16 protein-coding genes are annotated in these 14,389 nt (G+C 59.2%); 7 read left to right on the top strand and 9 right to left on the bottom strand.

What is annotated here, in order from left to right; translation table 11 throughout:
- The first annotated feature begins 188 nt into the window (after positions 1–188).
- Positions 189–2,363 (top strand): transglycosylase domain-containing protein, encoded by a 2,175-nt coding sequence (locus tag GOW04_RS19385; protein WP_171233686.1) that lies wholly within the window; start codon positions 189–191, stop codon positions 2,361–2,363.
- 76 nt (positions 2,364–2,439) lie between these two features.
- On the opposite strand, the gene leuB is transcribed toward GOW04_RS19385, so the two are convergent.
- Positions 2,440–3,543: a 3-isopropylmalate dehydrogenase gene (leuB, locus tag GOW04_RS19380; protein WP_152459715.1), complete on the bottom strand. Its 1,104-nt coding sequence runs from the start codon at positions 3,541–3,543 to the stop codon at positions 2,440–2,442.
- Positions 3,544–3,634: 91 nt separating this feature from the next.
- On the opposite strand from leuB, the gene GOW04_RS19375 reads away from it, so the two are divergent.
- Positions 3,635–4,162: a redoxin domain-containing protein gene (locus GOW04_RS19375; RefSeq protein ID WP_171120094.1), complete on the top strand. Its 528-nt coding sequence runs from the start codon at positions 3,635–3,637 to the stop codon at positions 4,160–4,162.
- A 3-nt stretch (positions 4,163–4,165) separates the two neighbouring features.
- Here the strand turns inward: GOW04_RS19375 and GOW04_RS19370 are convergent, their stop codons facing one another.
- Positions 4,166–5,059: a LysR family transcriptional regulator gene (locus GOW04_RS19370; RefSeq protein ID WP_152459717.1), complete on the bottom strand. Its 894-nt coding sequence runs from the start codon at positions 5,057–5,059 to the stop codon at positions 4,166–4,168.
- 84 nt (positions 5,060–5,143) lie between these two features.
- Between GOW04_RS19370 and GOW04_RS19365 the strand changes: the two genes are divergently transcribed.
- Positions 5,144–6,052, top strand: coding sequence for a sugar nucleotide-binding protein (locus tag GOW04_RS19365; protein ID WP_171233685.1), 909 nt, complete (start codon positions 5,144–5,146; stop codon positions 6,050–6,052).
- On the opposite strand, the gene GOW04_RS19360 is transcribed toward GOW04_RS19365, so the two are convergent.
- The 6 genes from GOW04_RS19360 to GOW04_RS19335 form a co-directional block, all read right to left on the bottom strand.
- Positions 6,044–7,069, bottom strand: a complete 1,026-nt coding sequence (locus GOW04_RS19360; protein WP_171233684.1) for an endonuclease/exonuclease/phosphatase family protein — start codon at positions 7,067–7,069, stop codon at positions 6,044–6,046. The genes GOW04_RS19365 and GOW04_RS19360 overlap by 9 nt on opposite strands.
- On the bottom strand, positions 7,066–7,896 hold the full coding sequence (locus GOW04_RS19355) for a hypothetical protein (protein WP_152459720.1): 831 nt from the start codon (positions 7,894–7,896) through the stop codon (positions 7,066–7,068). The genes GOW04_RS19360 and GOW04_RS19355 overlap by 4 nt, the downstream gene beginning before the upstream one ends.
- A 332-nt stretch (positions 7,897–8,228) precedes the next feature.
- Positions 8,229–8,834, bottom strand: a complete 606-nt coding sequence (leuD, locus tag GOW04_RS19350; RefSeq protein WP_171120098.1) for a 3-isopropylmalate dehydratase small subunit — start codon at positions 8,832–8,834, stop codon at positions 8,229–8,231.
- Between the two features lie 42 nt (positions 8,835–8,876).
- Entirely contained in the window at positions 8,877–9,431 is a 555-nt protein-coding gene (locus GOW04_RS19345) for an HdeD family acid-resistance protein (protein WP_171230250.1), read from the bottom strand.
- Between the two features lie 37 nt (positions 9,432–9,468).
- A complete protein-coding gene (gene leuC, locus GOW04_RS19340; protein WP_171233683.1) occupies positions 9,469–10,872 on the bottom strand; it encodes a 3-isopropylmalate dehydratase large subunit in 1,404 nt (467 codons plus the stop codon).
- Positions 10,873–10,915: 43 nt separating this feature from the next.
- Positions 10,916–11,023, bottom strand: a complete 108-nt coding sequence (locus GOW04_RS19335) for a hypothetical protein (protein WP_010438763.1) — start codon at positions 11,021–11,023, stop codon at positions 10,916–10,918.
- Positions 11,024–11,126: 103 nt separating this feature from the next.
- On the opposite strand from GOW04_RS19335, the gene GOW04_RS19330 reads away from it, so the two are divergent.
- From GOW04_RS19330 to GOW04_RS19315, 4 genes are all read left to right on the top strand, one after another.
- Positions 11,127–12,479 carry a mechanosensitive ion channel family protein gene (locus GOW04_RS19330; protein ID WP_171230251.1) on the top strand — a complete coding sequence of 451 codons (1,353 nt, stop codon included), beginning with the start codon at positions 11,127–11,129 and terminating at the stop codon, positions 12,477–12,479.
- 164 nt (positions 12,480–12,643) lie between these two features.
- Complete coding sequence (gene rsfS, locus GOW04_RS19325; RefSeq protein WP_058276550.1) at positions 12,644–13,003, top strand: ribosome silencing factor; 360 nt, start codon at positions 12,644–12,646, stop codon at positions 13,001–13,003.
- Between the two features lie 44 nt (positions 13,004–13,047).
- Positions 13,048–13,518, top strand: a complete 471-nt coding sequence (gene rlmH / locus GOW04_RS19320; protein WP_171233682.1) for a 23S rRNA (pseudouridine(1915)-N(3))-methyltransferase RlmH — start codon at positions 13,048–13,050, stop codon at positions 13,516–13,518.
- A 1-nt stretch (position 13,519) separates the two neighbouring features.
- The gene (locus tag GOW04_RS19315) at positions 13,520–14,005 is read left to right on the top strand and encodes a flavodoxin family protein (protein WP_171230253.1); all 486 of its coding nucleotides are present in this window, start codon (positions 13,520–13,522) and stop codon (positions 14,003–14,005) included.
- Positions 14,006–14,008: 3 nt separating this feature from the next.
- On the opposite strand, the gene GOW04_RS19310 is transcribed toward GOW04_RS19315, so the two are convergent.
- A complete protein-coding gene (locus tag GOW04_RS19310; protein WP_171230254.1) occupies positions 14,009–14,356 on the bottom strand; it encodes a hypothetical protein in 348 nt (115 codons plus the stop codon).
- Positions 14,357–14,389: the final 33 nt, after the last annotated feature.

The raw sequence follows: 14,389 nt of genomic DNA, 5'->3' as shown, positions 1-14,389 counted from the left end.
GTAAGAAACGGCTCTTGAGGGCCAAAGGATCGCCAAACGGCGAAAAATTGCACATTATTTGCACAAAATAGGCACGCTGATTAAATAATAGGCAGTATTGTGAGGGGAAATTTCGGAAATTCGGACCTCTACATACTCAGATCACCGGGGTATGGTGGCGCAAAAGAAAACCCGGGCAGAGTTTGAGCATGACTGAGTCCAAGCGACGCAAGCCGAAATTGGTTGCGGATAAAAGGTACCCGCCAAAGGGTCGTAAACCGTCGGCATCCAAGCGCCCGGCGGGCAAGAAGGCGACGGCTCGCAAAACCACCTCACGCAAAACTGCGCGCAAAAAGACGCGCAAAAGATCGGGGGGCAAAGGCGGCGGCATCTTGCGTCGTTTCTTCCGTTGGGTCTGGCGCATGGTCTGGGGTCTGACCTGGCGGGTCGGAGCGGTCGTGGCCATCCTGATCGCCTTGGCGGTGGGTGTCGTCTATTCCTCGTTGCCTGACTTGGATGCCTTGTTGGACGGCCGTGCGCGCGGGTCTGTCACGCTGCTGGACCGCGACGGCAAAGTGTTTGCCTGGCGGGGCGACCAGTTTGGCGGGGTGATCACGGCTGATACGGTGTCGCCGCATCTGAAAAACGCCGTCATCGCGACCGAGGACAAACGGTTCTATCGCCATTTCGGGGTCAGCCCGCGCGGTGTGGCAAGCGCCGTGCGCATCAATCTCAGCGAAGGGCGCGGCCCGTTGTCCGGGCATGGCGGGTCAACCATAACGCAGCAAACGGCCAAATTGTTGTGTCTGGGCGTGCCTTATGATCCGACAGAATGGGAATCAGAGGCCGCCTATGAAGCCGATTGCCGTCAGGGATCACTGTGGCGCAAGGCCAAAGAGGCCATTTATGCAATGGCGATGGAGGTGAAATACTCCAAGGATGAGGTTCTGACGATCTACCTGAACCGGGCTTTCCTTGGTGCAGGCGCGCGCGGGTTCGAGGCCGCAAGCCAGCGGTACTTTGGCAAGTCCGCCGCCGAAGTCTCGCCGGCCGAGGCAGCGATGTTGGCCGGGCTGTTGGTTGCGCCCACACGCTATGCGCCGACGAACAATCTGCAACGGTCGCAGGACCGGGCCCGCCTTGTAATCGGTCTGATGGAGGATCAGGGCTATCTGACCGCCGCGCAGGCCAGCGAGGCGCGGGCGCGCCCGGCCCAACTGTCCGAGGCGGCGGCTGCCCGGGCCGGGGGATATTTTGCAGATTGGGTCATGGCCAGCGGGCCCGAGTTCTTTACCCGCAACACGACCGAAGATGTGGTGATCCGGACAACCTTGGATCAGCGCATTCAGACCTCTGCGGAAGAGGCGCTGAAGTTCATCTTTCAGGAAAAAGTGCGCGAAGGATCAAAGGCGCAGGCGGCCATTGTGGTGATGTCGGCCGACGGTGCGGTGCGTGCGATGGTTGGTGGGCGCAAGACACGCGTGTCTGGCGCGTTCAATCGGGCGACGCAGGCGTTGCGACAGACAGGGTCATCGTTCAAGCCATTCGTTTACGCCACCGCGCTGGAACTTGGATATTCGCCGCTGGATACGGTGATGGATGAACCCTATTGCGTCGATATTCCGGGGTCAGGCCAGTGGTGCCCCAAGAACTACACCAACAAGTATTATGGGCGGGTGACTTTGGCGGATGCGCTGAAAAACTCGCTGAACATACCGGCGGTGAAAGTGGCCGAGATTTCCGGCCTGGACAATGTTCGGACGGTCGCCAGCGGCTTTGGGATTGCCAGCGACCTGGCACAGGGGCCTGCGCTGGCGCTTGGTGCATCTGAAAGCACGTTGATCGAGATGACCGGGGCTTATGCAGGCATCCTGAATGGCGGTTCACAGGTTGAACCTTATGGGCTGACCGAACTGAAGCTGCTGGGCGACGAAACACCCGTCATGGTCACGACGACCGGTATTGGCGAGAGGGTGATCAATGAAAAGGCTGCCAAACAGCTGACCTGGATGATGGAGCGCGTGGTCTCTGAAGGAACCGGCGGGCGGGCCAAATTGCCCGGCTGGCAGGTGGCGGGCAAGACCGGCACGACCCAAGCCGCGCGCGATGCGTGGTTCATCGGGTTCACGGCGGATTATGTGACCGGGGTCTGGATGGGGTATGATGACAACACGCCCTTGTCCGGCGTGACCGGTGGTGGCTTGCCGGCCGAGATCTGGAAAGAAACCATGCTGCGCGTGACCGAGGGCATGACGCCCACGCCCTTGCCGATGATGGCGCCGGAACCACCGGTTCAGGTTGCCCAGCCGCAGCCCCGTCGAAAGCGCGGAGGTTTTGCCAATGACATCAACAATCTGCTGAAGAACATTTTCGGCGGCAATTAAATCAATCTCGAAAACGCCAAAACAAAAAAAGGCGGTGCCCGGTGCACCGCCTTTTGTTATTTCTTACTTTCGTTACTTAGACGCTTGCGTCCAATGCAGATAGGATCGCGTCGCCCATTTCGCTGGTCGAGACGGGCTGAACGCCCTCATCCGCAAGCAGGTCGCCGGTGCGAACGCCGTCGGCCAGAACCTTCTCGATCGCAGCTTCCAGCCGATCCGCTTCCTCGCCCTGATCAAAGCTGTAGCGCAGAGCCATCGCAAAGCTGAGAATGCAGGCGATCGGGTTGGCTTTGCCCTGACCCGCGATATCGGGGGCAGATCCGTGTACGGGCTCGTACATTGCCTTGGGGCGTCCATTGGCCATCGGCGCGCCCAGGGACGCCGACGGCAGCATACCCAGAGACCCGGTCAGCATCGCGGCGCAGTCGGACAGGATGTCACCGAACAGGTTGTCGGTCAGGATCACGTCGAACTGTTTCGGCGCGCGCACCAGCTGCATGGCACCGTTGTCGGCATACATATGGCTCAGCTCAACTTCGGGGTAGTCAGCGGCAACACGGTTGACCACTTCGCGCCACAGGATACCCGATTCCATCACGTTGGCTTTTTCCATCGAGCACAGCTTTTTGTTCCGGCGCATCGCCAGTTCAAAGGCCGAGCGTGCGGCGCGTTCAATCTCGGATTCGGTGTAACGCTGGGTGTTGATGCCGACGCGTTCATTGCCTTCCTCGAAGATGCCGCGCGGTTCACCGAAGTAGACGCCCGAGGTCAGTTCGCGCACGATCATGATATCCAGACCGGCAACGATGTCTTTCTTCAGCGACGAGAAGTCAGCCAGCGCGTCAAAGCACTGGGCCGGGCGCAGGTTCGAATACAGGTCCATTTCCTTGCGCAGGCGCAGCAGGCCGCGCTCGGGCTTCAGGCTGAAATCCAGATCGTCGTATTTCGGACCGCCGACAGCGCCCAGCAGAACCGCGTCGACCTCTTGCGCCTTGGCCATCGTCTCATCGGACAGAGGCTTGCCGTGGGCGTCATAGGCGGCACCGCCGACCAGATCCTCGCTCACGTCAAATTGAAGACCGCGATTGGCGCCGAACCAATCGATGATTCTGCGCACTTCGGCCATGACTTCCGGGCCAATTCCGTCTCCGGGCAGGATAAGGAGCGAAGGGTTGGACATGAAGGGTCTCCTTGCGTTTTGTTGCACAGGGCCTAGCGTCTGCGTTGCATCGGGTCAATGAGACGAACCTGCCAAAACAGAAGGAAAACACATGCTGACTCCTGGAAATCCGGTTCCTGCGCTGAAAATCGAAACTGTTGCCCATGGCAGCTTCGATCTTGACGCGGACAAGGGCGAAAACGGGACGCTGGTGATTCAATATCGCGGGCTGCATTGCCCGATCTGCATCAAGCAGATGGCCGAGGTCGAAGCGGCGCTGGATGACTTTGCGGCGCTGGGCGTCGAGGTCATCATGATCACCACCGATACGGCCGAGCGCGCGGCGGAAACCGCCGAAAAAGCCGGAGCGTCGCGCCTGCGTGTGGGCCACAGCCTTCCCCTGTCCGCCGCGCGGGATGATTGGGGCCTTAACATCTCGACCAAGCGCGAAGGCAGCGCCGAACCGGACTTGTTCGCAGAGCCGGGGCATTTCTACATCGCACCCGACCGCACGCTGTACTATGCGTGGCAACAGACCACGCCTTTCGGTCGCCCGTCCATGTCGGATATTGCGGGTGGTTTGAAATTCACATTGGGCAACAACTATCCCGCGCGTGGAACTTATACCGGTCCGCTTTGACCCTCAAAGAGCGGCTTTGAGCCCTTCTGCCAACAAATCCCAGACCCTGCGGATGCGCGGGGTCTGGCGCATGGCCTGAGGTGCGGCCAGCCACACGGGTAGAATCGGGATGTCTACATCCAGCGGCAGGATTTCCACGTCGGGGTCGGCTTGGGCAACCTGTACCTGGCTGAAGCCTATGCCACAGCCCGCCCGGATCAGTTCCCAATAGGCGCTTTGCAGGTCACAGCGGGTGGCAAAACTGTCGCGGCTGGCTGGCCATCCCTTTTCACGCATGGCTTTGATGATCTCCTGGTTCGCGTCAAACCCCACCAGATCATGCGTAAACAGTTCTTCGGGTGTCTTGGGGCGCCCCTTCCGGTCCAGATAGGACTTTGCCGCACAAAAGCACAGCGGCACATCCCCGAGATAGCGGGAAATGAGATCCACCTGCGCAGGACGATACATCCGCACGGCGATATCCGCCTCGCGATACAGCAGATTCTCGGTGGTGTCAGTGGCCACCAGTTCAAGCTGGATCGTGGGCTCCTGCTTGCGGATGGACGCCAGTATCGGTGGCAGCAGGTGATGCGAGGCAAAGACGGATGCGGTGATGCGCACCGAACCTTCAAGCTGTTGCGATTGCCCAGCAGCGGCAAGACTGAACGCGGTCATGGCGCTGTGCATCTGCTGGGCCATCGGCAAAAGCTGTGAACCCGCTTCGCTGAGCTTCAGACCACGCGCGTGGCGATCGAAAAGAGAGACACCCAGCTCGTCCTCGAGGTTTTGGACCTGCCGCCCTAAAGTGGGTTGGCTGCGATTTAGATGCCGTGCGGCGGCGGACAGCGATCCCGTCTCGGCCACGGCCAGAAAGCATTGGATCAGAGACCAATCTGCATGTGTCAGAGCTTTGTCCATTCAGAAATGAATACACGTTCTGCGAATTGCGGCAATTCCTTGCGCGAAGTGAATGGCTAGATTGATCTCAGTCAGGAGGCAAACATGGCACAATCTGCACTGGTACTGGGCGCAACAGGTCGTTTTGGACGCAACGCAGCCCTGGCGTTCAGGCGCGCGGGCTGGGACGTGACGGAATTTGACCGCAGGTCTGATTCGCTGTCACAGGCGGCGCGCGGCGTGGACGTCATCGTGAACGGATGGAACCCGCCCTATCCCGATTGGGCACGCGATGTGCCGGTACTGACCAAACGGGTGATAGATGCGGCCTCAGATACGGGGGCGACCGTGATCGTACCGGGCAATGTCTACGTATTTGGTGGAATTACGCCGGGCCCATGGTCGGGCGGGACTCCGCATCAGGCCAGCAACCCTCTGGGCCGGGTTCGGATCGAGATGGAAGAGGCCTATCGCGCGTCAACCGTGCGCACCATCCTTTTGCGCGCCGGGGATTTCATCGACACCAATGCATCCGGAAACTGGTTCGATCAGGTCATGATCAAGCGTCTTTCGCGTGGTCAGTTCGTTTATCCCGGTGATCCGCACGCACCGCATGCGTGGGCCTTTCTGCCTGATCTGGCCCGCGCCGCCGTCGCGCTGGCTGAGATGCGGCAAGACCTTCCCCGTTTTTGCGATGTTCCATTTGAAGGGTACACTTTGACCGGGACGCAGATTGCTGAATCGCTTTCGCAAGTCACCGGCCGGCCGGTTGCAGTGCGGCGCATGAAATGGTGGCCTCTGCAATTGGCCCGCCCGTTCTGGAGCATGGCCCCTCATTTGATCGAGATGCGGTACCTCTGGCACGTGCCGCATCAATTGGATGGCGGCTATATGAATGAATTGCTGGCCTCGTTTTCTGAAACGAACCTGGAGGATGCCTTGCGTTCCGCCATTCCGCCCCAACGTGCCGCTTCATCGTCAACAGCCGGGAACGGGGGCGAGGTTCTAGGGTAGGATTATGTCAACCCAGACCAGTCGATGCCTGCTGGCGCGTCGGGCACTGTCGTACAGCGTGTCACCTTCCACGGGCCAGACAATGCCGGTTTCCAAGATTTGCAGATCACTGGACGGCAACACATAGTCAACGCGCATTTCCCCGGTGGCTTTCCATTCGACCGTTGCTGATGACCCCGATGGGTCCTTTGGCATCGGGTCCTGCACCTTGGGATCGGTCAAAAGCGCGCGAATGGCCTGTTTGTGGCCTTCTCCGCGGGTCGGGTCGAGATTGGCGTCCGCAGCCATCACGAAGGGGCTTTGAGGAACTGGCCCCAGACCGCCATTCAACAAAACCGACCACAGGCGAATCTCATCCCCGTTGCGCAGACCGTTGCGATCCTCGGGTCCGTCAAAAACCGGTGGGGCAGCGTGAAAGGTCATCAGGCTGAATCGCCCCTGCGGGGTTTCGATCGGAAGCACCCAATGCACGGTCGAGGACAGGCGCTGAATGTCGTGCGCAGCTTCAGACGGGAAGGGAAGCCCATCACTGCGTGGCAAAGCAGCCCCAGGCAGATCTTTCCACCGCAGATCGGTGTAATCCTGAACGTCATCGGTCATGATTTCGAAACGGGACAACACCGCCACCCCTCCGTGGCCGGTGAACTTCCCCCAGCCCTGCGCGTCTCCGGGGCCTTGCGTTTTGCCATCACCGTCCAGATCCAGCGGCGTTTCCAGCCCAGCATTTGGTTGGGCGGAAAAGTGATAGGGTAAATCCAGGCCCGCCTCGCGCAGTTTCTCGGACAGGGCGCTCAGGGCCGCGCCTTCCAGATCCCAGTCGATGCCTTGCAGGGCAATGACATCAGGTCGCGCAGCGGCAATGACCTCGACAACGGCTTCAACCTGCGCATCATCCCGCTGGATGTCGCGCAGCAGCAGGCCGGGGCCGTTTCTGCTGAGTTCAGTGTTGTAGGTGGCGATGCGATAAACCTCTGCCTGCGCCGATAAAGGCAGCAGCAGGGCAAGGGCACGGATCATGCGGCTTGCGTTGTCTCGCTTGTCGAATAGGCGCGGCGCTTTTCTACGATCAGACCCGCGATGCGAAGCGTCGCCATGCCGCGCATGATCATGCTGGCGGGCAGGAAGGCCCAGGCGCACATTGTCCAGATCAACGTTTGCGGATTGCTCAGCGAGATCGGGGCGACGACGCTGCTCATGAGCTTGATTACAGCCGGAATGAGGAAGGGAAGCAGAACGCCAATGCAGATATTCAGGCGGCCATCGCGTTGCAGACGGGTAACGACATCGCCGCCCTTGGTGGGATCAAACAACGGTAGATTGGTCCACACGTTGAAGGCGCCATTGCCCGTGGGCCAGCCACGCACTTTGACCGCATAGGCAAAGCTGGCGACGGTGACCAAGGCGGCCACATAAGCCACACTGGCTGCGATCCGAACCAATTCGATCAACGGCTGGCCCGCATCCAAGGGCAGCATCAGCACGATCAACCGAACCGGGGAATAGGGAAAGTCCGCGACATTCGCGACGGCCAGACCCGCGGTGTAGGCGAACGCGGTCAGCTCAGTCGGCTCATAGGCGTTTTTGCAAACCAGGGTCAGAAAGGTGACCATCGACATCAGCCCGACAAACCGCAGACGGTTCACCGGCGGCGCATCGCGAAATTCAATAAAGCTAGGAAAGGCAGAATTGTACTCGGCGAATGTCAGGATGAACGCGAGAATCGCGAGGAAGACCAGAATCTCGGTCCCGTTCGTCGATGATACAGGCAGGTACAACGCGGGTGTCAGCACCATCAGTGCCACAAGTATTCCGCGTATCGCCGCCCCTGTTGTGCGCGCAATCACTATCCGAACCCTTTTTCAAACCGGATAAGTCGATCTTCGCCGACTTACATTCCAACTTGTGCCCATCGTCTCGAGTTTTTGACGGATGCCTCTTTAGCGCCAACATGGACGATAAGCGGCATTTCGCTCAAGACAGGGTGCAGAAAACACGTGATTTCGGGCAAAATGATGGCGCAACTGGTGCGGGATTGCATCATTTTCGACGCAAATCCGACGTGTATCTCAATGTGAGACCAAGATGTTGTGGTTCTGGTAAAATCAACCCCAAGAATGAGAACGGGGCCGCCTTGGCGACCCCGTTAGGTTGAGTATCCAAAGAATCGGCTAAGGCCTTACACCCAGGGGCGGGCCTGACTTGCGTGATCCTCGAATTTGTCGATGTGGTGGTCTTTCTCCATGGTCAGACCGATATCGTCCAGACCGTTCAGCAGACAGTGCTTGCGGTGCGGATCGATGTCGAATTCGATCACGATCCCATCCGAAGTGGTGATCTGCTGATCTTCCAGGTGCACGGTCATGCGGGCGTTCTCTCCCTTATGTGCGTCTTCCATCAGGATCGCGTGGTGTTCTTCTTCAACCACGATCGGCAGGATGCCGTTCTTGAAGCAGTTGTTGAAAAAGATGTCGGCAAAGCTGGTCGAGATCACGACCTTGATGCCGAAATCCTTGATCGCCCAGGGTGCGTGTTCGCGCGACGAGCCGCAGCCGAAATTGTCGCCGGCGACCAGAATTTCGGCCTCGCGATAGGCGGGTTTGTTCAGGACAAACTCTTCGTTCTCCTGCCCGTCATCATGATAGCGCATTTCATCAAACAGCACGACGCCAAGGCCGGACCGTTTGATGGTTTTCAGATGCACTTTGGGAATGATCATATCGGTGTCGATATTGATCAGTGGCATCGGGGCGGCCACCCCGTGGACTTTTTCAAACTTTTCCATGTCTGCACTCCTGCAGGAGAGGGCCGCGCCCGTATCCCGCGATTAAGCTTCTTTCGCTTCTGTTGTTTCGTCATTGGGTGCGTTCTTGACGAAGAACGCCATGAACACCAATCCGAACCCGTTGAACAGCATCTCGATGCCCAGCAGGATACCCAGAAGGCTCAGCAAAGCGGCGGGTTCGCTGCTTGCATAAGACCAGATGATACCTGCGAGGATGATCGACAAGATGCCCGAGATCATCGTGGGCCAGAAAAACTGTGTTCCTTTCATCTGGAACGACAGAATGACCCGCGCGATGCCGCCTGCCATGAACAGGATCAGCATCACGGTTGCCAGCGTCAGTGTTCCCTGTAGCGGGTGATCCAGAAAGGACCAGCCCAGGAACAGCATGACCGCACCCATGATAAGTGACAGAATCTTGTTGCCTGTGCCTTCGACGGTGAAACCGCCGACCACTTGCATCGCGCCTGCAATCAGCAGCAGCGCACCGGTTACGACCGTTACGGCAAGCGAAGCCGCAATCGCATTGCCCAGCGCAAAGACGCCGAACGCAATTGATAGAAGCCCCAGCAGGAGCCATTTGACCCAGTCACTCATTTGTTCAATCCCTCAAATATCTAGATATGAGGGCACCTTACATCAATTCACGGACGTCTGTCAGCCGTCCCGTGATTGCCGCTGCGGCAGCCATTGCCGGGCTCAGCAGATGTGTGCGCCCGCCCCGGCCCTGACGGCCTTCGAAGTTGCGGTTCGAGGTGGCGGCACAGCGTTCGCCCGGTTGCAACTGGTCGGGGTTCATCGCCAGGCACATCGAACAGCCTGCCAGACGCCATTCGAACCCGGCCTCTTTGAAGATGTCGGCCAGGCCTTCTTCTTCGGCCTGGGCGCGGACCAGCCCCGAACCAGGCACGACCATGGCGCGCATCCCGTCCTTGATCTTCTTGCCTTTCAGGATTTCGGCCGCGGCACGCAGGTCTTCAATACGTCCGTTGGTGCAGGACCCGATAAAGACGGTGTCAATCTCGACATCGCTCAGCTTCTGACCGGCTTTCAGACCCATATACTCGATTGACCGGCGGGCCGCCTCGACCTTGCCGCCTTCGAAATCCTCGGGGTGCGGCACGGTTGCAGTGATCGGCAGAACATCCTCGGGGCTAGTGCCCCAGGTGACGACAGGCGCGATGTCTTCGCCACGAATCGTGACAACCTTGTCGAAATGCGCGCCTTCGTCGGTGTAGAGTGTTTTCCACCAATTCATCGCGGCTTCCCACTGCGTACCTTTCGGCGCATGCGGACGGCCTTTGACATATTCGAACGTGGTCTCATCCGGTGCAATCAGCCCTGCGCGTGCGCCGCCTTCGATGGCCATGTTGCAGACGGTCATGCGGCCTTCCATCGACAGGTTGCGGATGGCTTCACCGCAATACTCGATGACATAGCCGGTGCCGCCGGCGGTGCCGGTTTCGCCGATCACGGCCAGGGTGATATCCTTGGCGGTCACGCCCGGCTGCAATTTGCCGGTGATTTCCACCTTCATGTTCTTGGATTTCTTCTGGATCAGGGTCTGCGTGGCCAGAACGTGTTCGACCTCGGACGTACCAATGCCATGGGCCAATGCGCCGAATGCGCCATGGGTGGCGGTATGGCTGTCGCCGCAGACGACGGTCATGCCCGGCAGGGTCCAGCCTTGTTCGGGGCCGACGATGTGCACGATGCCCTGACGGACGTCATTCACCGGGTAATAGTGAATGCCGAAATCCCGGGCGTTCTTGTCCAGCGCTTCGACCTGAATGCGCGATTCGGGGTTTTCGATCCCGTTCACCCGATCCGGTGTGGTCGGAACGTTGTGGTCCGGCACGGCAATGGTTTTTTCTGGGGCGCGCACCTTGCGGCCTGCCATACGCAGGCCTTCGAACGCCTGCGGGCTGGTGACCTCGTGGACCAGATGGCGGTCGATATACAGCAGGCAGGTGCCATCATCGGCTTCGTGCGCGACATGGGCATCCCAGATCTTGTCATAGAGTGTTTTGGGGGACATGTGTCCTCTCCCGTATGTAATGAGAAATAGCTGGCGAGTTGGCTCAGGCGACGGGTAGGCGCGCCAGGACCGTGCGGGCAGCCCCAAAGAACCGTTCGCGCAGACGCGCGCGGTCTTCCAGATTCTGTTCTTGGGCCACATTGAGTCTCATGCGGTTCAGATATACCGCGCCTTTGCTGCAATCAAGGTTCAAAACTGGTGTCAGACTTGCATCGCCTAGCATTGCTGTCCAAGCTGCCGTGCAGGAGGCGCGTATGAACCAAGACCTGATCCCCAGCTCGCTGACAGACCTTTACAACAACATGGTCGCGGGGTTCTCTTCCGAGCTTCAAGAACTGGTCGAGTTGGTGGTTACGCCGGGCTGGCGGCAGTATCAGTTGGTCATCATCCTTTTCATTTGGGCGCTGGCTTTCCTTCTGAAAGTTCTGACACAGCCGCGATGGGATGCTTGGACGCGCGCACGCACCGGATGGCCGAAATGGCGGCTTCGCACCATGGTACAGCTGATGCAGCGGCTGACACTGGTCTATTTCGTGCTGCTGTCCTGGCTCTTGTATCAGGTTATGCAGCATGTCACCTGGCCGTCGCGCAGTTATCTCATTGGGATCATTGCAACTCTGGCAACTGCGTGGCTGGCGATTGCACTGGTGGCGAGGCTTGTCCGCAACCGGACGCTGCGACGGATATTCAAGTGGGCAATGTGGGTCTATGCAACGCTTGTTGCGTTGAATCTGACGGATGACGTGGCCGAATTCCTCGATGGGGTCGCGATTTCCGTCGGTGACCTGCATATTTCCTTGCTTGGCATTCTCAAGGCCATCCTGCTGATCGGGGTCCTGTTGACGCTGGCCCGCATCGGCACCCGCGCGGCCGAGCGTGGATTGCAGAGCAATGACGACATCACCCCGTCCATGCAGGTGTTGTTGGCCAAGGGAATTCAGGTGCTGCTGTATGGCGCGGTCTTTCTGGCTGCGATCCGCACGCTGGGCTTCGATCTGACCGGCATTGCGCTGTTGTCGGGCGCGATCGGCGTGGGCATCGGGTTCGGCCTGCAAAAAGTGGTGTCGAACCTCATATCGGGGATCATTATCCTGATGGATCGGTCGATCAAGCCAGGCGATGTGATCTCGCTGGGCGATACGTTCGGTTGGATCAATGCGCTGGGCGCACGCTATGTCTCGGTTGTCACGCGGGACGGGCGGGAATACCTGATCCCGAACGAGGACCTGATTACCAACCAGGTGGTGAACTGGTCGCATTCCGACAAATTCGTGCGGTTGGATCTGGATTTCGGCACCAGCTATGAGGATGACCCCCACAAAGTGCGGGCAACGGCGATCCGGGCTGTAAAGGCAGTGACCCGCGTATTGAGTGGCGGAAAACATGAACCGGTTTGCCATATCACCGGTTTTGGCGACAGCAGCGTGGATTACGTTCTGCGGTTCTGGATCAGCGATCCGACCAAAGGGCTGACCAATATCAGGGGCAATGTCTATCTTGCGCTGTGGGATGCGTTTCAGGACGAAGGCATCTCGATTCCCTTCCCGCAGCGCGAGGTTCGGCTTTTGTCGGAAAACGCAAACATGCAACAAATCGCAGAAGAGTGATCAACCCTGCGCGGGGCCGGACGCGCTTTCATTGAAATGTTGCATTCCCCTTGTTACTTTATTAGTACCCCGGCGCCGGGGTTTCACGGCGCGCAGCAAAGGAGGACTATGTCCTGTCACTACATACACAGGCGGGTTTGCCTGCCGAAGACGGGTCCCGTGTAATGGCCCACTCTCAGTCAATCAGCGACAAGCTGCTTGAGCGTATCCTTTCCTCACTTTCCGATGACAAGGCCGAAGACGTCGTGCAGATCAACCTGCAAGGCAAGTCGTCTGTCGCGGATCACATGGTCATTGCTTCGGGTCGGTCGACCCGTCAGGTCTCGGCCATGGCGGAAAAGCTGACGGATCGCATCAAGCAGGAATTCGGTTTCACCTCGAAGGTCGAAGGCAAGGATGCCGGCGATTGGGTGCTGATCGATACGGGCGACGTGATCGTCCATATCTTCCGCCCCGAAGTGCGCGAATTCTACCAGCTGGAAAAGATGTGGCTGCCCCAGGGCGGCAGCGCCTCGGCGAACTGAGGCGCCATCCCGGCCCGTATTGAGGGGCCGGAGGCGAGAGAGATATGCGTATCAGCATAGTTGCGGTCGGGCGATTGCGCGCCGGACCGGAGAAGTCCCTGCTTGATGATTACCTGACCCGCTTTGACCGGACCGGCCGTGGCCTGGGCCTTGGTCCCGCGCGGGTGATCGAGGTCGAGGACAAGAAAAACGCAGGCATGGGGGCCGAAGCCGCGTTGCTGCGCAAGGCGCTGCCCAAGGGCGCGGTGATCTGTACGCTGGACGAACGCGGGCGCGTGATGTCTTCGCCCGATTTTGCCAAGAAACTGGGTAGTTGGCGCGATGCGGGGCGGCAGGATCTGGCGCTGATCATCGGCGGAGCGGACGGAATAGACCCTGCTTTGCGGGCCGAAGCCGACTTTTCCCTCTCGTTCGGGTCGATGGTCTGGCCTCATATGCTGGTCCGTGTGATGCTGGCTGAGCAACTGTATCGGGCCGCGACCATTCTGTCAGGTGGCCCCTATCACCGGGTCTGACATGGCGCAGCTTCTGATCGTTTACCATTCGCGCACAGGTGGTGCCCGGCAGATGGCCGAAGCGGCGGCTGAATCGGCACGGGCAGAGACCGAGGTTGAGCTTGTGCCTGCGGATCAGGCGGGGCCGGAGGATGTGCTGGCCGCCGACGGCTACATCTTCTGCGCGCCAGAGAATCTGGCGGCGATCTCTGGCTTAATGAAGGAATTCTTCGACCGCTGCTATTACCCGGTTCTTGGACAGATCGAAGGTCGCCCATATGCGCAGATGATTTGCGCCGGGTCGGACGGAGAGAATGCAGCCCGCCAGATCGCACGGATCGCCACTGGCTGGCGGTTGAAAGAGGTCCAGTCGCCGTTGATTGTCTGCACGCACGCGCAAACGCCCGAGGCCATTCTGGCCCGAAAAACCATTCCGGAAGATCAGCTGGATCGGTGTCGCGAGATCGGCGCCGCGTTGGGTGCGGGCCTTGCCATGGGGATTTTCTGAAGGTTAGTTTAGTTCGACCAACGTCGTGTCTTCGTTCCAGCCATCCACATTGCACCGGGCCTGAATCTGCACCTGTGAAACGTTTTCCGGAATCACCACGCCGCCAAGCGAGCGGGTAAAAGGTTGCTCTGTCTCATGCGGGTGGTGCAGCACACGCATTCCCAGTTCATTCCCGTCCATGTCCAGAACGCGCCAGCCGTCGGCGTAATGATCCCAGCCTGTATCGGGATGCCGGATCGTCACGTCGAACCGCCATGTGTCACCGGTGGCACTGGCGCGGACCTGTTCGATTGTCGGCGGGTCGGCAAGGGCAGGTGCAGCCAGAAGGGCGCTGAGAATCACATATCGCATGGTTCGAACCTAGGGTTTAATGCCGCGCTTGGG

Source organism: Ruegeria sp. HKCCA4812 (assembly GCF_013034245.1).
Taxonomy (GTDB): domain Bacteria; phylum Pseudomonadota; class Alphaproteobacteria; order Rhodobacterales; family Rhodobacteraceae; genus Ruegeria.
This window is presented reverse-complemented; position numbering and strand designations above follow the sequence as displayed.